Below are 16,549 nucleotides of genomic sequence, written 5' to 3'. Positions count from 1 at the left end.
ACGAGGGTGAGGAGTTGGGTTCATCATCTACACGTAGGAGAGAGGATTGGCCAAATTTGCTTCGCGCTGAAGCTTGTTTGGCCGTACGTTCGTTACTTCATTGGGAGGTCATCGTGAGGAAGTATAGGCTAGCCGTAACAACGGCAGTAGCTTCGCTATTGCTGTTGAGTGGTAACGCGTTTTCACAAGAAAATACCCGCCTTAATTCAATTTCCCCTGTAACTGACGACATGCTGCTCAACCCGTCCGACGGTGACTGGCTGCATTGGCGCCGGACGTATACGGGGTGGGGTTACAGCCCGCTCGAGCAGATCAACAAGGAAAACGTCAAGAACCTGGGTGTGGCCTGGACATGGTCGCTGACGCCGGGTGCGACAGAAACCACCCCGATCGTGCACGACGGAGTGCTGTACATCCACAACAACCTGGACAAGGTTCAGGCGCTGGATGGCGCTACCGGCGATCTCCTCTGGGAGTACATTCGCGATCTTCCGCAGGCGGTGATCGATGCAGGCGGCAACACCGCCACCAAGCGCAACATGGCGATCTATCAGGACAAGCTGATCGTCTCGACATCAGACACGCATATCATCGCACTGGATGCCAAGAGCGGTCAGGTGGTGTGGGATGTGCAGCCGGCCGACTGGTCCAAGGGCTGGCGCTATTCCGCAGGCCCGCTGGTTGCCGATGGCGTCATCATCCAGGGCATGACGGGTTGCGGTAACGCCCAGCCGGGTGGTTGCTTCATCACCGGACATAATCCTGAGACGGGTGAAGAACTCTGGCGTCTCTACTCCATCGCCCGCGATGGCGAAGAGGGTGATAGCTGGAACGGACTTCCGGTCGAGAGCCGCTTCGGCGCCTCTGTCTGGATCGCCGGTACCTACGATCCGGACACAAAGACCGTCTTTACCGGTGTCGGCCAGCCCTATCCATGGATCGCCGAAATGAGCGGCCTTCTTCCGGCCCAGGAAGGCAAGAAGAACAATGCGCTCTACAGCGACTCGACGCTCGCCATCGATCCAAAGACTGGTGAGCTGAAGTGGTACCACCAGTACCTTGAGAACGACACCTGGGATCTTGACTACGTTTACGAGCGTATTCTGGTCGACCTGCCGTTCGACGGGACTGACCGCAAGCAGGTGGTGACGACCGGCAAGCTCGGCATCATCGAGGCCATCGATCGCGAAAGCGGCGAGTGGCTGTGGGCCAAGGAGACTGTGCCCCAGAACGTGGTGGCCTCCATCGACCCTGAGACCGGCGCCAAGACCATCAACCAGGATGCAATTCCACGCATCGGCGAGACCACCGTCAACTGCCCGGCCGATCCCGGTGGCCGCGGCTGGCCTGCAACGGCTTACAGCCCGCGCACGCAGACCCTCTATCTGCCGCTGGCCGAATACTGCTCGAACACCACGCCACAGCCGCTCAGCCCCGGTCAGATCTACACCGGTGGTGGCCGCGCGACCTTCGCCCGTATTCCGGTTGAAGGCAGCGATGGCAACATCGGCCGCGTCGACGCGATCAAGCTGACGGATCAGTCGACCGCCTGGAGCCACAGGCAGCGCGCGCCAATCACCAGCGCCGTGCTGCCCACCGGTGGCGGCGTTGTGTTCGGTGGCGACCTCAACCGCTACTTCTATGCCTTCGATGACGAGACCGGCGAGGTGCTGTGGAAGACCCGCACCAACAACGTCGTGAACTCGTTCCCGATCAGCTACGAGGTAGACGGCAAGCAATATGTGGCCGTGGCCGTCGGCAATGGCTCGAGCCAGGCACGTTCGCTGGCAACACTGACGCCTGAAATCAGGGTACCGGCCGCAGGCTCGGCGCTTTGGGTGTTCGCTCTGCCTGATACGAACTGAGGCAACGCACTCAACGAAAACGAGCGGGCGCTCCGGCGCCTGCTCTTCTTCCAGCTTGGGGCTCTGCCAAAAGGCCCGAGCAAAATGTGCTTCGACCCAATGGGGTCTACGCGTCTATACATGCTGCCAGTTCAACCGCTATCCTCATGATCAAAGCTATGGCAGGAACAGATAAAGGTAAATCATGGGCGCGGGGAAGATATTCGCGTTACTCCTGGTTCTATTTGGCCTGACGTCGTCCGCCCTTGCCCAGGAGGGTGAGCGGCCGTACCTGCGGGACGAAAATCAGTTCGGACGCCCCGCTGACGACTTTTCCCTGAGCTTCTGCGTCGATCCGAGAGACCCTTCCTGGGAAGTGGACAAGGAGATCGGCGAGGCAATCGCCCGGGCTCTCCTTCTCGAGCCGAAGCCATTCGTCATCGAAAGCACGGCCATCGATACGGACGACGCCCAGCTCTACCGCTACCTGCTGAAGGACTGCCGCATTCACTTCGGCTTCAAGCTGCTTGCACAGGGGATACCCGACTGGCTGACCGTCACCCGACCGATCTACGAAAGCGGCTACATATTTTTGGTTGAGGACAAATCCATCGACAAGCTGGCGGACATAGCTGCCGGCAAGGGCGTTGCCTCGACGCTCGGCACAACCGCTGACCTGCGGCTGATCCAGTTCAACAACAGCCACCCTTCGGCTGAACAGTGGAGACGCTTCCCCTACTCCACAGACGAAGCAGCCATCAGGGCCGTGCTTTCCGGCGAGGCTGAGACGGCTCTTGTCTGGGCTCCGACCTTCTCCCAACTGCAGAAAGCCAACGCCGATTTTGCAGCGCTCAAGGTAATCGACCCGCAACCACTCGTCTTGCCCGGGGTGCCGGTGGGTGCCGTGTTGCTGGCCGAAGACACCTATCTGCGGGTCAACATTGACCGTGCCATTGGCGAACTGGTCGCCGACGGCACGATCGACGAGATCCTCAAGAAGCATGGCCTCGAAGGACAGACGAAGCCGTGAAGACAGACGTCGTGGTACCCGCAATTTCACTTCAGGGCGTCAGCAAACGATACGGCGAAACGCAGGCGCTCGATGATATCTCGCTGGACATTGCGCCAGGCCAGATGTTCGCGCTGCTTGGACCGAACGGCGCCGGCAAGACTACGCTGCTACACATCATCTGCACAATTCTGGAAGCCGACAAAGGCAAGACCCTCATTTTTGGTGTGGATGCCGCAAAGGAATCCGCACGAGCGCGGCGCAATCTCGGCGTGGTCTTTCAGCAGAACAGCCTCGACCGGCGTCTCACCGTGATCGAAAATCTGGAGTTCCACGGCCTCGTGCATGGTGTGCCGCGCAGGTTGCGCCGGCAGCGGATCGAGGAACTGCTCGAGGCGGTTGATCTCACCGCGCGCAGGAATGATCTGGTCGAGACCTTGTCCGCCGGTCTGGCGCGGCGGCTGGAGATTGCGCGGGCGCTGGTGCATGACGCGGGCATCCTCGTAATGGATGAGCCGACGGTTGGGCTCGACACGGAATCCCGACAGGCCATCTGGCACTATATCGGGGATCTGCGCCGCGAGTTCGGACTGACGGTTGTTACCACGACCCACTATGTGGAGGAGGTCGAAAACTGCGATACGGTCTGCATCCTCGACGGTGGAAAGATCATCGCCCTCGATGACCCGCAACGTCTGCGCGCCCAGTACGGTTCGGAATACATCCGTCTGGTGCCGAACGACGCGTCGGTGGAAGCAGCCCTCAAGGCCGCTTACCCCGAGCTGATCAGCCCCCTGCCCCGCGGCCTGATGCTGCGCATACCGGATCCCGCTTTCACCAAGACGTTCCTTGCGGAATATGGCGATGCCGTGAGCGAACTTGTCTTCGACCGCCAGAGCCTTGAATCCGTCTTTCTCGCCCTGACCGGCAGGCACCTCGGACGCCCCCCGGCGCCGAACGGGAAAGGAGGGCGGCGATGACCACGGCACGCACAATGCCGAAAGGAAAGCTCCCGCTCACCGCACTTTTCGGCGGCGTCTATGCGATCTGGCTGCGCGAGGTGAAACGTGCTGTCCGCGACCGGGGGCAGCTGATCGGTGGCCTCAGCCGACCGCTTCTCTGGGTAATCGTGCTCGGTATCGGCCTCAATCCCTATTTCAGGGGCGAGGTCTACGGGCAGGTCCGCTTTGTCATTCCCTACACCTACCTGCAGTTCATCTTTCCCGCCGTGATCGTGCTCAACATCATGTACACGTCCGTGCAATCGGCGGTCTCGCTGATCTGGGATCGGGAATTCGGCTTCCTGCGGGAGGTGCTGGTCTCGCCTATGCCGCGGCCCTTCGTACTGCTTGGAAAGGTTCTTGGCGGCGCGACAGTTGCCATGGTCCATGGCTGCCTGGTCCTCGTGCTCGCCCGCTTCGCCGATGTCGCGATCGCGCCCTCCAGCATCGCCTACGGCCTCTTCCTGATGTTCCTGCTCGCGTTCGGTCTGACGTCGCTCGGCATCATCATCGCAAGCCGTGTCCGCAGCTTCGAGGGCTTCGGCGTCTTTTCCAATGCCGTGATCCTGCCGCTCTATTTCCTGTCAAGTTCAATCTTCCCGCTCGACCCCGCACTTTCGCGCGCGCAGACGCTGGTGGTCTATCCCGAGTGGCTGGTGATGCTGATCGAGTTCAACCCGATCACCTATGCGGTCGATGCCCTGCGCGGCAACTTCATCGGGTTCCACCAGTTCGCGCCTCATCTGGGCATCATCGTGCTGACTTCCGTGGCGGTCGGCTTCTTCCTCCTGGCCCTGCTCGAATTCAGGAAGCGCTAGTCGATGAAGAGCCTGCTGCCCCGGATGCTGCGCGTGGTTCGGGACTATGGTGTCGTGTTGCTGCTGCTCGCGCTCTTTATTGGCGTCACGCTTCTGCCGCCCGACACCTCCCTGCAGCAGGTGAAACAGCGCGGTGTGCTGACGGCCTGCGTACCGCCAGCCCGTGGAACCGAGACCACGTTCGAACGCGCACTCCTTGCGGCTATCTCCGAGAGAATGGGGCTGCGCTTTGCCGTCTACGAAGTGCCGGCCATGGCGACCAACTTTGACCTGCGCAACTGGGGCGTCAACCGCGCGCAGTGTGTGGTGCTGGCAGCCGGCCTGACCGACACGCCATGGACGCGAGCCTTCATCGATGTCTCTCCGCCCTACGGAGAAAGTGGCCTCGTGGCGCTGACCGGGGGAGAGCAAGAGACTATCACGGGCCTGAAGGTTTCCGTACCAGCCAACCTGCAGGACGTAGATCGTCTGGCCCTCTCCCGCTTCCTTCGCCAGGAAAAAGCCGCCGTGCGCCTTGCCAACAGTGCAGACGCGGCACTGTCGCTCCTGCGTTCCGGTGACGTGGATGCCGCAATCGTTCCCTCGCAGGAGGCGGCGACAAGCGAAAGCGGCTGGACAGCCATATCGCTCCCCCCGCCGCTCGACGCCAATCCTCTGGTGTTTGGCCTCTGGAAGGGGGATCTCACCTTCAAGCGCGCCTTTGCCGATGCGCTTCAATCCCTCAAGGCCGACGGCTCTATCGGGGAAATCCGGGAAAAGCTCGCCTCAGCGGGCTCGTGACAACAGGCTGATGTCACCAAAGAACGTATGCGCCACGGCGTCGACTGCCCCCGCGATCCACGGTTGCACTGCGTAACCAAGGAGCAGAGCGATGATGGCAAAGGCGAAGTGGAAGCGCTTTGCGCTTTCACGCCAATCCTCCCGGCAGGCAACGAGCAGTTGCCCGAGACTGAAGGGAGGCACAGGCAGGAGGTTCAACAGCACAAATCCGATGCTGAGACGGGCAAGAATGCCCAAGAACGCCACCACCATCGGGGCGGTTGAATAGGAGAATGAAACCGAGGCCCAGGGCAGCAGGTAAACGGCAAGTGCGGCGATGAGCAGAACGGGCGCCAGTCCGGCCACCAGAACCAGCGGCACCGCCCAAACACCGCCCCGAATGCGCTTGAAGTTCATGGGGACCGGCAGGATCCAGCCGAACCCGAACAGCAAAAACGCCAGCAGCCCGAGGAGATCCACATGACCGAAAGGGCTGACGGAAAGACGATCGCCAGCCTGTCCATCGCCGAGGAGTTTGGCGGCGGCAGCCAAGGCGAAGCCATGGACGCCAATGATGATCAGCGCGGCAAGCACCCTCATCACAAGCATGGACAGAGTGAGGTCGAACATGGTCTCCTGAAATCCAGATGCGTGCGATGGTGCTGCCAATCCGTCTACGACTGGCAGACTACATCCCGCACCGGGCTTTTCAAGAAAAGTTTGTGAGCCGGCTCAACTCACCGAAACCCAAATTGCTCCTAAGCCTGTTCGTTACGCCGTCTGGCGAGCATCTCCATGATTTCAGGAAGTTTTGCGCGGGCGCTTTCGGTCAGTTCCGCATAGCGCGAGTTGCCATGCGCATCGATCGCGACCTTCAACGGTCCGAACATGTCGAGGCGGAGGCGCGTCAGCCTGAACTGCGCGATCAGATCCGGCCATCCGGCTTCGACGACTTCGGCAATGCCATCGGTCAGAAGCGGGGCGCCACCGCCCAGCATGGATAGGTAGACGCAGCCTTCCGCGCGCATCGTCGCGACACTGGCTTCATCGAGCCCGCCCTTCCCCGCTGCGACGGTGAGCCCCAGCTGCGAAATGATCTTGGGCATGAAGGCATTGAAGCGCGTGCTCGTGGTGGGATTGACGTAGAGCGCTTGCAGCGCGCCATCACGTTCTTCGCTCATGACGCCAAGATGCAGGAAGGCCTTGCCCGCGAATTCGACAGGCGGAGGCTCGCCGTTGTCAATGCAGGCGGCGAGCCTTTGGTGCGTCGGAAAGCCGGCCGTCACGACGGCTTCGCCACGCAGATAAACCATGTCACCCAGTTGTAGCGAGCGGGCGACTTCGGGCGTGATCGGAAGATCAAGGACACGTTCACTCAACGACTTCGACCTCCCCCGAGTTGTAGATCCGTGCGCGCGTGCGTCGGTTGATCCAGCAGTTGAAGCAGACGGCGACTGGCGTGAACCCATGTCCGGAAGCATAGTCGATGTGCACGCCAAGCGCGGTGGTGTCACCGCCCGTGCCCATGGGGCCGAAGCCGGTTGCATTGATGGCTTCCGTCAACCGCGCTTCCATGCCCGCGAGGATCGGTTCCGGATTTTTGGTGCCGAAGGGCCTTAGCGTCTGCAGCTTGGCGAGCTTGGCCGCATGGTCAAACGAACCGCCGATGCCGACACCGATCACCACCGGCGGGCAATGCTGCGATCCGGCCTTGATCGACACCTCGAGGATGTAGCGCTCGATCTCTTCGAGTGTCGGGTAGCTGAACACTTCCAGCGCCGCCCAACGACCCGAGCCAAGCGCCTTGGGCGAGCAGGTGATGTCGACGTAATCCGCGTCAGAGATCAGGTCCCAGGTTACATGCGGCATATCCTTGCCGCGATAGCTGCGTTCGCCAGTCAGCGGGTTGGTGACGAATTTCAGGATCGGCGGCTGGATGGTCGCCACCAATTCGTCGAATGAATCGACAATCGCCTTCTTCAGGTCGCCACTGAATTGCACCCTTGTCCCGATCTTGACGAAATAGACCGGAAAACCTGCGTCCGAGCAGACATAGGTGTCGCGTTCCTCTGCCCGGGCAGCACTAGCCAGCATGAAGCGGAGCGTTTTCTGCGCTGCCTCAGAAGTCTCCGTCTGCAGGGCATCCGCCAGCGCCAACTTGGAGTTTTCCGGAATACCCTTGAGCGACCGCTCATAGAGCCGCCGGGCAGTATCCTTCATCAGTTCATAGGTGACTGCCATCGGGCTCAGCCTTCTAGAAAAGCGGGGATGGCAACGCCAAGATCCCGCGCCCGCTTGGCAAGCGATGCGGCGACAGCGGGCGCCAGGTTCACCATACCACCACTCTTTGCCAGCGTCTCCGCGCTTCGCTCTCCCGGCGTATAGAGGCGGTCCGTTCCCGGAGCGCGTCGCGCGTTGCGGACCCTTGCGACCGCTTCATCGGCCTCTGCAAGAAATTCCGGCAAGGGCCTGAAATGACTGACATTGAGGACAATGAAGAGGAAGGACGTGACCTGCGGTTTGCTGTTGTCATCGTCAAGCTGGCCGAGCTTGTCGCCCCAGGCGCCGCTTGAGAGCAGGCCTACCAGCAGGTCGATGACGAAGGACAGGGCAAAACCCTTGGCGCCACCCATGGGCAGAAGCATGCCCGCCATGGCTTCCGCCGGATCGGTCGTGGGATTGCCTTCGGCGTCGGTTGCCCAGCCGTCCGGAAGCTGTTGCCCCTGAGCGCGGGCTTGCCGGATACGTCCGACGGTTCCCGCGGTGGTCGCCATGTCGAGCACGATCGGCCCTTCGGTTGCCGGAATGCCGACGGCGAGCGGATTGGTGCCCACCAGCCGCTGGGCCCCGCCAGGTGCAGGCATGACCGGCTTGGCGTTGCCCATGGCAATCGCAACGCATCCCTGCTCGGCGGCCGTGCGCACATATCGTCCGGTCACGCCGGTATGCTGGCTGTTACGCACAGCGACAGCCACGATGCCTTGCTCGCGCGCCGCTTCGATGCCGAGTGCGATCGCCTCGTCCGCCGCCAGATGGCCTTCCATGCTCCCGGCATCGAGCACAATCGCGCCTCTCGACTGGCTGACAATCGTCGGCTTTTCAGCCGTGGACATCGCGCCCGCCACCAGGCGGGCGAGATAGTTTTCCGCCTGCAGCACCCCATGGGAGCCCCGCCCGGAAAGATCCGCCTCGATCAGCGCATCCGCGATGCGCCGGCCGGCGTTTGCCGAAAACCCACCGGCGATGAACAGGTCTGCAACGAATGGACCCAATTGATCAGCAGGAACCAGTTTCTTGTCCGTCACGGCAACCCCCATGTTGCTCAAGCAAGATTGGAAATGTGCAGCTTATTATTCAGGCTTGATGCCTGCCTGCTCAATCACCTTGGCGAACTTCTCGTAGTCGCCCTTGATCAGCGCACCGAATTCTTCAGGCGAGCTGCCGCTGACCGTCGTGCCGAGCTTGGCAAAGAACTCCTTCGCCTGATCGGTCCCGAGGTATTCAACGATCGCCTCATTGAGCGCCTTGATGATTTCCGGCGACGTGCCCTTTGGCGCCACGAAGCCGTTCCACGCCGTCAGCTCATAGCCCGGAACCTCTTCGGCAACCGCTGGCACTTCCGGCAGCACGTCGGACCGTTCCGCGCTTGTGATGGCGAGCGGGATCACCGCGCCCGACTGAATGTGCGGGATGGCCGTGGTCAACGTGTCAAAGGCAAAGGGAACTTCACCCGAGACCAGAGCGCCCAGAAGCGCGCCGCTGCCTGCATAGGGAATGTGCACGGCGTCACCATCAATCTGCTGGAGCAGCATCTCCATGGATAGATGCTGGCTGTAGCCGATGCCGCCGCTGCCATAGTCGAACTTGCCGGGGTTGGCCTTCACCTTCTCGATCCATTCGGCAAGCGTCTTCACCTCGAACGAGGGATGGGCAAGCAGCAAATTGGGCGCGGACGAGACTTCCGTAATTGGCTCGAAGTCAGCAACCGGATCATAGCCAACGCCGGTGTTCAGCGACGGAAGAATGGAGAAGGACGAGAAGATGAACTGGATCGTATAGCCGTCCGGCTTGGCCGCCTTGACCGTTGTTGCTGCCAGAGCTCCACCCGCGCCAGCAATATTGTCCACGACGAAGGACTGGCCGAACTTCTTGGTCAGCGCTTCGGCCACCAGGCGGGACACGGTGTCTGCCGTGCCGCCCGGCGACGATCCAACAACGATGCGGACAAGATCCTTCGGGTAGTCGCTCTGTGCGCTGGCGCTTGTCACCAAAGCGCCCAACGCTAATGAGGCGGATGCAATCAAGGTCGTCAGTTTCATAGGTTTTCCTCCCATCCAAAAATCAGATTGCGCCTGCGTCGCGCAGGGCCGTTATTTCCTCGGCCGAATAGCCGAGTTCCTGAAGCAGTGTTTCCGTATGCTCACCCATGTGCGGCGGCGGCCGGTCTATGCGTGCGCCGCCGTGGGCGAGCTTGAAGGCCGCCTTCGGCACCGTGATCGATCCGGGAATGCCGGGCTCGTCCACGAACCGGTGCAGGATGTCCCGGCTTTCGAGCTGCGGATGCGCCAGAGTTTCGGGCAGTGTCCACACCCGGGCCGCTGGAATGTGGTTTGCCTGAAACCACTCCTCCCATTCGCTCGCAGACTTCGTTTGCAGGATCGGCAGCAGGATCTCCCGCTCGCGCGTCGCGTCGGCGCGTCGTTCCTCGTTGCTCGTCTTGATCAGCTCGGGGTGACCGAGCAGCGTCCAGAGCCGCTTCTGCTGGCGCATGTTGATGGCCGCAAGCTGCAGCTTGCCGTCCGCTGTGTCGTAGAGACCGACGGTCGCAAACTCGTGGCGGTTTCCGCCTGCCTTGGGCTCGCGGCCGGACCGGCTGTAGTTGGTAAGATGTGCGCCAAGCAGCATCAGGGTCGTGTCGAGCATAGACAGATCGATGTACTGGCCGAGACCCGTCTTCTCCCGCTGGAAAAGTGCCGTCGCCAGCGCAAACGCACCCATCGCGCCGGTGGAATAATCAACGGCAGGTGTGCCGACCTTCATCGGCACCATGTCGGCTGTTCCGTTCACCATCATCAGGCCGGAGACGGCCTGGATCACCTGATCATAGCCGGTCTGTCCGCCACGCGGACCATCCTGCCCGAAGGCCGACATGGACGCATAGACGAGGCGCGGGTTGAGCGGCTTCAGGTCCTCATAGCCGAGACCGAGCGCCTTCATAGCTCCCGGCCGGTAGTTTTCGACGAGCACATCCGCCGTCGGGACGAGCTTGCGCAGAACCTCGCGCCCGGCTTCGGTCTTGAGATCCAGCGTCAGCGAGCGCTTGCCGCCGTTCTGAATGATGAAGTGGGTGCCGATCCTCTCTTCCGAGAGAGCCGGGTCACTGCCGTCGATACGCGTCTGGTCGGGCTCGGTCGGATGCTCGATCTTGATCACATCCGCGCCGAACACTGCCAACTGGTAGGTGGCAAAAGGGGCCGCGAGAACATGGGTTATGTCGAGCACCCGGATGCCTTCGAACGGTCGCATGGTGTTGGGATCGCTCATATCAGGACTCCTCGCTGAAGGCTTCTTCGCGCTTGCGGGCAATGGAAGGAGCGGTGATGAGCAGAAGGGCGGCTGCCGCGACGATAAGGAAGCCGAGGCTGATCGGTTCGGTGAGGAATACGGTCGGGTCGCCACGCGACATCAGCATGCTGCGGCGGAGCTGTTCCTCCATCATTGGCCCAAGAATGAAGCCCAGTGTCAGTGGCGCAGGCTCGCAACCCAGCCGCATGAAGACATAGCCGAGGATCCCGAAGAAGCTTAGTTCATACATCGAGAAGACCGTGCCCGAGGCGGAATAGATGCCGACCGCACTGAACGCCATGACGGCGACGACGAGGATAGGATAGGGCACCGTCAGGAACCGAACCCAGAGTCCGATCAGCGGCAGGTTGAGCAGCACCAGCATCAGGTTGCCGATCCACATGGAGACGATCAGGCCCCAGAACATGCCCGGCTGCTTGACGATGATATCGGGACCCGGCTGAATGCCCTGCAGGATCATCGCGCCGATCATCAGCGCCATCACGGCATTGGACGGAAGCCCTAGCGTCAGCATCGGGATGAAGGCTGTCTGCGAGCCGGCATTGTTGGCGCTTTCAGGCGCGGCAACACCTTCGATCGCGCCCTGCCCCATCTCGCTGCGGTTCTTCGACATCTTCTTCTCGATGATATAGGCCGCAAAGGAAGCAAGCATCGCACCGCCGCCGGGCAGAATGCCGAGCGCCGAGCCGATTGCCGTGCCGCGAACCGACGGCATGAGAATACGCTTCAGATCGGCCACTGAAAGCCAAAGGCCCTTCACCTTCGTGGTGAGCACTTCCCGTGTTTCCGATGTTTCGAGGTTGCGCAGGATCTCCGCGATGCCAAAGAGGCCGATTGCGAGCGCCACGAAGTCCACGCCGTCCGCAAGTTCCAGCGTACCCATGTTGAGTCGCGCCGAGCCTGTGTAGATGTCGGTGCCAATGATGCCGAGCAGCAGCCCGAGCAGCACCATGGCGATCGCCTTGAGGATCGAGCCGTGCGCCAGCACGACGGAAGCTATCAGTCCCAGCACCATCATCGAGAAATAGGAGGGCGGGCGGAAAGCCATCGCCACCTGCGCGAGAGGAGCCGCAAAGAGCGCGATGATGATCGTGGCAATCGTACCGGCGAAGAAGGATGAGAGCGCCGCCGCGGCGAGAGCTGGACCGGCGCGGCCTCGCCTCGCCATCTGGTAGCCGTCGAGCGTGGTGATGGCCGATGATGCTTCGCCCGGCAGGTTAAGCAGGATTGCGGTCGTCGAGCCGCCATATTGCGCACCGTAATAGATGCCCGCGAGCATGATCAGAGCCGCATCCGGCTGCATCGAAAAGGTGATCGGCAGAAGAATGGCGATGGTCGCCAGCGGTCCCACACCCGGCAGAACGCCAACGAGCGTTCCGGCAAGCACGCCAACGAAGCAGAAGAACAGGTTCTGCCAGGCAAGGGCGACGGAGAAACCAAGGGCGAGATTCGATAGGATATCCATGGCGCTACCTTAGCCAATCGCCGATGAGGGGCAGGTTGAGGCCGAGCGCGAAGCTGAACACGGCGACGCAGACGGCGGTGATCACTGCAGAAAGCAGGACGGCGCGGAAAAGCGTCATGCCCTTGACCGCCATAGCGGAACAGAAGCAGAGGGCGAGCAGCGCGATCAGCAGACCCAGCGGCCGCATGGCCGCGCCAAACAGGATCAGGCCGACGGGGAACAGGATGACCGCACGCCACGGCACTGCGGAAAGATCGATCTCCTCAGCCTGTGATACCAGACCATTGATGACGATAACAGCACCGAGCGCCAGCAGCATTCCTCCAACCACGGTCGGGAAAAAGCCCGAACCCATGCGGAAAGCGCTGCCAAAGGGCAGCCCAAGAATAGCGGAGCCGCAAAACCAGCCGCCAAAGAGAATGAACAGCATTCCGGCTGCGATGTCGCCGTTTAGTTTTATTTGATGCATTAGAGAGTGAAGCCACGTCTTCGTTGAGGCAGCATTGCCATGGCGTCACCATAGAGGTTGGCCTTCTGCGAGAAACGCAGCTTTGCACCCTATTTCGCTTGACGGAATGAGGCGGTGGCACTGCCCCTTTCTTCGTGATGTCATGAGAAGATCATCCATGACTTTGTAATGGGGAGGACCGAATGAAGATCAGCCGCACGACCTGCCGCGCCTTTCGAATGCCGTTGAAGCAGGCTTTCTCTTCCGCGCGGGTAACGATGACGCATCGCGAAATGGTGCTCGTCGAAATCGAGACGGAGAGCGGCGAACGCGGCACCGGCTGGTGTACAACGGCGGGCGTGGGAGCCGCATCCGTGCAGGCGCTGATCGTCGGCTATCTGGCTCCCATGCTGACCGGAGCAGACCCCCGCAATACCGAACAGCTCTGGCAAAGGCTCTGGATGGAGTGCCACGCGGCAGGCCCGGCGGGCATTACGACGCTCGCCGTCTCGGCGATCGACATCGCGCTCTGGGACCTGAAGGCGAAGCTTGCCGGTGAACCGCTGCACCGGATGCTGGGCGGGGCAAGGCAGAGCGTGGAAGTCTATGCCAGCGCGATCAACCTCCATCTTTCCCAGGATGAGCTCGTCGACCAGGTTCGCCAGCAGCGGGCGGAAGGCTACAAGTCATTCAAACTCAAGGTCGGGCGACAGGGGCTCGATGAAGATCGGGACCGTTGCCTCGCCGTGCGCGAAGTTATCGGTCCGGAGTGCATCCTGATGCTCGACGCCAATCAGAAATGGACGTTGGGCGACGCAATCCTGCGCACGCGCAAGCTGCGCGATGCCGACCCGCTCTTCATCGAGGAGCCGCTGCTTTCCGACACCATCGCAGGCCATGCGAAGCTCCGGGATACGACCGGAGTGGCAGTCGCGGCGGGCGAGCAGCTCTGCAACCGTTACGAGTTCTGGAACTATGTCAGCGCCGGCGCGATCGACTTCCTTCAGCCGGACGTCTGGAAGGTCGGCGGAATTACCGAGTTCCTCAAGATCGCAGCGCTTGGTGCGGCGGCCGGCATCCCCGTTTCCCCCCACGGCGCAACCGAGATTTCCGTGCATCTCGCCGCCGCTCTCCCCAACGCGCTGCATGTGGAGAACATCTTCGGCCTCAATCTGTTTGATTTCGGCGCGACCGCCTCGCCCCTGGAAATCAAGGACGGGCGCTACACTCCTGGCACAGAGCCAGGCCATGGCGTAGTCCTTGATCTGGACGCGATGGCGCCGCACGAACTGCCCGTGGGCCAGCCCATTGAGCGCCAGCCGCTCTATAAAAACGTCAACTGAGGCCCCTCGGAATCTGCGTTCCGCCATACGGAACCTGACCGGTGGGCGATTGTCCTTGAGCCCTTTCTCGGCGATACACCAGCCATCAGGAGGAAAGCTCATGCTTCTTTACATCAAAGGCGGGCATTCAGGATGACTATTAATTCTGAAATGCTTGCCGCAGTACTATTCATAGTCTTCGGAATCGTCGCTGTCTTTCTTGGCTCGGCCTATGGCTTTGACAGTCTATCGCAACCCGGGGCTGGAGCGGTGCCCGTGCTTGCCGGTGTGGCGCTATTTCTACTAGGCATTGCGCAGTTCCTGAATGCCATCAGGGCTGCCCGTGGCGGAGAGATCCTTCCCGCAGCCTTTGCTTCCGGGGAATTCCGCCCGCTGCTGCTGATCCTCCTGGCCATATTTGCTTTCGCGGTCATGGTCGTACCCCTCGGGCTCGTTCCAGCGCTTGCGGCGCTTACCTTCATCGCGTGGTTTGCACAGAAAGGCGGACGCCGCTGGGAAATCGCCGGAGCGATGGTCACAACGATCGTCCTCATGGTGGCGATCTTCAAATACGGGCTCGGGCTGCCGCTCCGGCTCTTTGGTGCGGGGTTCTAAGCCATGGATCTGATGCCTCTTCTCGACCTCGGCTTCCAGGTCGCCTTCAACCCCGTCAACCTCGTCTACTGCCTGATCGGCGTCACACTCGGCACTGCCATTGGCGTTTTGCCTGGCGTTGGCCCGGTGATCACCATCGCGCTGCTTTTGCCGCTGAGCTTCGGCCTGCCTGCAGAAGCGTCGATCATCATGCTCGCCGGCATCTACTATGGCGCCTCCTATGGCGGCTCCACCACCTCGATCCTGATCAACCTGCCCGGCGAAGCCTCGTCGGCCGTCACCTGCATCGACGGCCACCAGATGGCCAAACAAGGCAGAGCTGGCGCCGCCCTTGCCGTCGCGGCACTGGGCTCGTTCTTTGCCGGCACCGTCGGCACATTGCTGATCGCTCTTGCCGGTCCGCCGCTTGCCAGCATCGCCATGAGGTTCGGCGCTGCAGAATACGCAGCGCTCGTCTTCGCTGCCCTGCTGATGGTGGCCGCCATGACGCGCGGCGGCGTGATCAAGGGCATCGGCGTCGCCCTCCTTGGCATCATCTTCGGCCTCGCGGGCTCCGACGTCATGACGGGCACCTTCCGCTTTACCTTTGGCATTCGGGAACTCCGCGACGGCATCGACTTTTCCGTGCTCGCTGTGGGTCTCTTCGCCATTGCCGAAATCGTTGGCAACATTGCCTCGAGCTCGCAGAGCGTCGTCACCACCAGCAAGATCGGCAGACTTTGGCCAACGGGCAACGATTTCCGTCGCTCCTGGCCCGCTGTGCTGCGTGGTTCCGCCATCGGTTCTCTTCTCGGCGTGTTGCCAGGCGCCGGCGTCGCAATGAGCTCCTTCACAGCCTACATGCTGGAGAAGAACGTTTCGCGGACACCTGAACAGTTTGGCCAGGGTGCGATCGAAGGCGTTGCATCGCCGGAAGCCGCCAACAACGCCGCGTCGCAGACGGGCTTCATCCCGACCCTGCTGCTCGGCATTCCCGGCAGCCCGGTGATGGCGCTGATGCTGGGTGCGTTCATGATCCATGGCGTACAGCCCGGCCCGCGCATGATGACGGAACACGCGCCGCTCTTCTGGGGCCTGATCGTCTCCATGTGGATCGGCAACTTCTTCCTCGTCATCCTCAACCTGCCGCTGATCGGCCTCTGGGTGAAGCTGCTCAAGGTGCCCTACCACTGGCTCTTCGTGTTCGTGCTGGCCTTCGCCTGTGTCGGCGTCTTCACGATGGGATCGTCACCATTCCAGGTCTACACGCTCGTGTTCTTCGGCATTCTCGGTTACCTGTTGAAGGCCGCCGGGCTCAGCCCAGCGCTCTTCATCCTCGGCTTCATCCTTGGCCCGATGTTTGAGGAAAACTTCCGCAGGGCCATGTCGATCTCACGCGGCAATATCTGGATCTTCGTTGAGCGGCCAATCAGCCTTACCTTCGTGCTGCTCGGCGTTGCCGTGGTGCTGCTTGCGACGACATCCTTCGTCCGCCGTGGTCGCGCAGAGGCTGAGGAAGCTTAAAGCAGCCACTTCAAGGCAGTTCCAGGAACGTCAGAACCGACCTCCTGGGACTGAGCTATGGTCGGAACTGGGTGACGGGGCCGATCAGGCGGCGTGTTGATCTGGCGTCGTCGTGACGGCAACGCCGTCGGCGAATTTGATGCCTTCGACGACCATTGGCAACTGATTTTCGCCCTTCA

General features: G+C 61.4%; 16 protein-coding genes. 8 read left to right on the top strand and 8 right to left on the bottom strand.

Translation table 11 applies throughout. The features are described 5' to 3' along the window. Positions 1-230 precede the first annotated feature (230 nt). The 5 genes from IEX27_RS18715 (at position 231) to IEX27_RS18695 (ending at position 5,452) form a co-directional block, all read left to right on the top strand. Positions 231-1,865, top strand: a complete 1,635-nt coding sequence (locus tag IEX27_RS18715; RefSeq protein ID WP_188722624.1) for a pyrroloquinoline quinone-dependent dehydrogenase — start codon at positions 231-233, stop codon at positions 1,863-1,865. Between the two features lie 184 nt (positions 1,866-2,049). Next, a complete protein-coding gene (locus tag IEX27_RS18710) occupies positions 2,050-2,874 on the top strand; it encodes a substrate-binding periplasmic protein (RefSeq protein ID WP_188722623.1) in 825 nt (274 codons plus the stop codon). After that, on the top strand, positions 2,871-3,833 hold the full coding sequence (locus tag IEX27_RS18705; RefSeq protein WP_244630453.1) for an ABC transporter ATP-binding protein: 963 nt from the start codon (positions 2,871-2,873) through the stop codon (positions 3,831-3,833). The genes IEX27_RS18710 and IEX27_RS18705 overlap by 4 nt, the downstream gene beginning before the upstream one ends. After that, positions 3,830-4,672 carry an ABC transporter permease gene (locus tag IEX27_RS18700; protein ID WP_244630452.1) on the top strand — a complete coding sequence of 281 codons (843 nt, stop codon included), beginning with the start codon at positions 3,830-3,832 and terminating at the stop codon, positions 4,670-4,672. Before IEX27_RS18705 ends, IEX27_RS18700 begins: the two co-directional genes overlap by 4 nt. Positions 4,673-4,675: 3 nt before the next feature. After that, the gene (locus tag IEX27_RS18695; protein WP_188722622.1) at positions 4,676-5,452 is read left to right on the top strand and encodes a substrate-binding periplasmic protein; all 777 of its coding nucleotides are present in this window, start codon (positions 4,676-4,678) and stop codon (positions 5,450-5,452) included. On the opposite strand, the gene IEX27_RS18690 is transcribed toward IEX27_RS18695, so the two are convergent. From IEX27_RS18690 to IEX27_RS18655, 8 genes are all read right to left on the bottom strand, one after another. After that, a complete protein-coding gene (locus IEX27_RS18690; protein ID WP_188722621.1) occupies positions 5,438-6,061 on the bottom strand; it encodes a zinc metalloprotease in 624 nt (207 codons plus the stop codon). The genes IEX27_RS18695 and IEX27_RS18690 overlap by 15 nt on opposite strands. A 128-nt stretch (positions 6,062-6,189) precedes the next feature. Beyond that, positions 6,190-6,810 carry a fumarate hydratase C-terminal domain-containing protein gene (locus IEX27_RS18685; protein ID WP_188722620.1) on the bottom strand — a complete coding sequence of 207 codons (621 nt, stop codon included), beginning with the start codon at positions 6,808-6,810 and terminating at the stop codon, positions 6,190-6,192. After that, positions 6,803-7,672: a fumarate hydratase gene (locus IEX27_RS18680; RefSeq protein WP_188722619.1), complete on the bottom strand. Its 870-nt coding sequence runs from the start codon at positions 7,670-7,672 to the stop codon at positions 6,803-6,805. The genes IEX27_RS18685 and IEX27_RS18680 overlap by 8 nt, the downstream gene beginning before the upstream one ends. A 5-nt stretch (positions 7,673-7,677) precedes the next feature. After that, positions 7,678-8,736, bottom strand: coding sequence for an Ldh family oxidoreductase (locus tag IEX27_RS18675; RefSeq protein ID WP_188722618.1), 1,059 nt, complete (start codon positions 8,734-8,736; stop codon positions 7,678-7,680). 45 nt (positions 8,737-8,781) lie between these two features. After that, complete coding sequence (locus IEX27_RS18670) at positions 8,782-9,750, bottom strand: Bug family tripartite tricarboxylate transporter substrate binding protein (RefSeq protein WP_188722617.1); 969 nt, start codon at positions 9,748-9,750, stop codon at positions 8,782-8,784. Between the two features lie 22 nt (positions 9,751-9,772). Then, complete coding sequence (locus IEX27_RS18665; protein ID WP_244630451.1) at positions 9,773-10,975, bottom strand: CaiB/BaiF CoA transferase family protein; 1,203 nt, start codon at positions 10,973-10,975, stop codon at positions 9,773-9,775. Position 10,976: 1 nt separating this feature from the next. Then, on the bottom strand, positions 10,977-12,482 hold the full coding sequence (locus IEX27_RS18660; RefSeq protein WP_188722616.1) for a tripartite tricarboxylate transporter permease: 1,506 nt from the start codon (positions 12,480-12,482) through the stop codon (positions 10,977-10,979). A 4-nt stretch (positions 12,483-12,486) separates the two neighbouring features. Continuing rightward, a complete protein-coding gene (locus tag IEX27_RS18655) occupies positions 12,487-12,912 on the bottom strand; it encodes a tripartite tricarboxylate transporter TctB family protein (protein WP_188722615.1) in 426 nt (141 codons plus the stop codon). 221 nt (positions 12,913-13,133) lie between these two features. Here IEX27_RS18655 and IEX27_RS18650 point away from each other — a divergent pair, with 221 nt between their 5' ends. From IEX27_RS18650 to IEX27_RS18640, 3 genes are all read left to right on the top strand, one after another. Next, the gene (locus IEX27_RS18650) at positions 13,134-14,273 is read left to right on the top strand and encodes a mandelate racemase/muconate lactonizing enzyme family protein (RefSeq protein WP_188722614.1); all 1,140 of its coding nucleotides are present in this window, start codon (positions 13,134-13,136) and stop codon (positions 14,271-14,273) included. Between the two features lie 132 nt (positions 14,274-14,405). Beyond that, positions 14,406-14,867 (top strand): tripartite tricarboxylate transporter TctB family protein, encoded by a 462-nt coding sequence (locus IEX27_RS18645; protein WP_188722613.1) that lies wholly within the window; start codon positions 14,406-14,408, stop codon positions 14,865-14,867. Positions 14,868-14,870: 3 nt separating this feature from the next. Continuing rightward, positions 14,871-16,370, top strand: a complete 1,500-nt coding sequence (locus tag IEX27_RS18640) for a tripartite tricarboxylate transporter permease (RefSeq protein ID WP_188722612.1) — start codon at positions 14,871-14,873, stop codon at positions 16,368-16,370. Positions 16,371-16,549 lie beyond the last annotated feature (179 nt).

It is taken from the genome of Nitratireductor aestuarii (assembly GCF_014641695.1).
Taxonomy (GTDB): domain Bacteria; phylum Pseudomonadota; class Alphaproteobacteria; order Rhizobiales; family Rhizobiaceae; genus Chelativorans; species Chelativorans aestuarii.
The sequence above is the reverse complement of the archived record's forward strand: the minus strand, read 5'-3'. Positions and strand labels throughout refer to the sequence as shown.

Excerpts from the sequence above, each read along its gene's own strand:
- IEX27_RS18715 (WP_188722624.1), top strand. The coding sequence starts at position 231 with ATGCTGCTCAACCCGTCCGACGGTGACTGGCTGCATTGGCGCCGGACG.
- IEX27_RS18710 (WP_188722623.1), top strand. The coding sequence starts at position 2,050 with ATGGGCGCGGGGAAGATATTCGCGTTACTCCTGGTTCTATTTGGCCTG.
- IEX27_RS18700 (WP_244630452.1), top strand. The coding sequence starts at position 3,830 with ATGACCACGGCACGCACAATGCCGAAAGGAAAGCTCCCGCTCACCGCA.
- IEX27_RS18695 (WP_188722622.1), top strand. The coding sequence starts at position 4,676 with ATGAAGAGCCTGCTGCCCCGGATGCTGCGCGTGGTTCGGGACTATGGT.
- IEX27_RS18690 (WP_188722621.1), bottom strand. The coding sequence starts at position 6,061 with ATGTTCGACCTCACTCTGTCCATGCTTGTGATGAGGGTGCTTGCCGCG.
- IEX27_RS18680 (WP_188722619.1), bottom strand. The coding sequence starts at position 7,672 with ATGGCAGTCACCTATGAACTGATGAAGGATACTGCCCGGCGGCTCTAT.
- IEX27_RS18670 (WP_188722617.1), bottom strand. The coding sequence starts at position 9,750 with ATGAAACTGACGACCTTGATTGCATCCGCCTCATTAGCGTTGGGCGCT.
- IEX27_RS18665 (WP_244630451.1), bottom strand. The coding sequence starts at position 10,975 with ATGAGCGATCCCAACACCATGCGACCGTTCGAAGGCATCCGGGTGCTC.
- IEX27_RS18660 (WP_188722616.1), bottom strand. The coding sequence starts at position 12,482 with ATGGATATCCTATCGAATCTCGCCCTTGGTTTCTCCGTCGCCCTTGCC.
- IEX27_RS18655 (WP_188722615.1), bottom strand. The coding sequence starts at position 12,912 with ATGCTGTTCATTCTCTTTGGCGGCTGGTTTTGCGGCTCCGCTATTCTT.
- IEX27_RS18650 (WP_188722614.1), top strand. The coding sequence starts at position 13,134 with ATGAAGATCAGCCGCACGACCTGCCGCGCCTTTCGAATGCCGTTGAAG.
- IEX27_RS18645 (WP_188722613.1), top strand. The coding sequence starts at position 14,406 with ATGACTATTAATTCTGAAATGCTTGCCGCAGTACTATTCATAGTCTTC.
- IEX27_RS18640 (WP_188722612.1), top strand. The coding sequence starts at position 14,871 with ATGGATCTGATGCCTCTTCTCGACCTCGGCTTCCAGGTCGCCTTCAAC.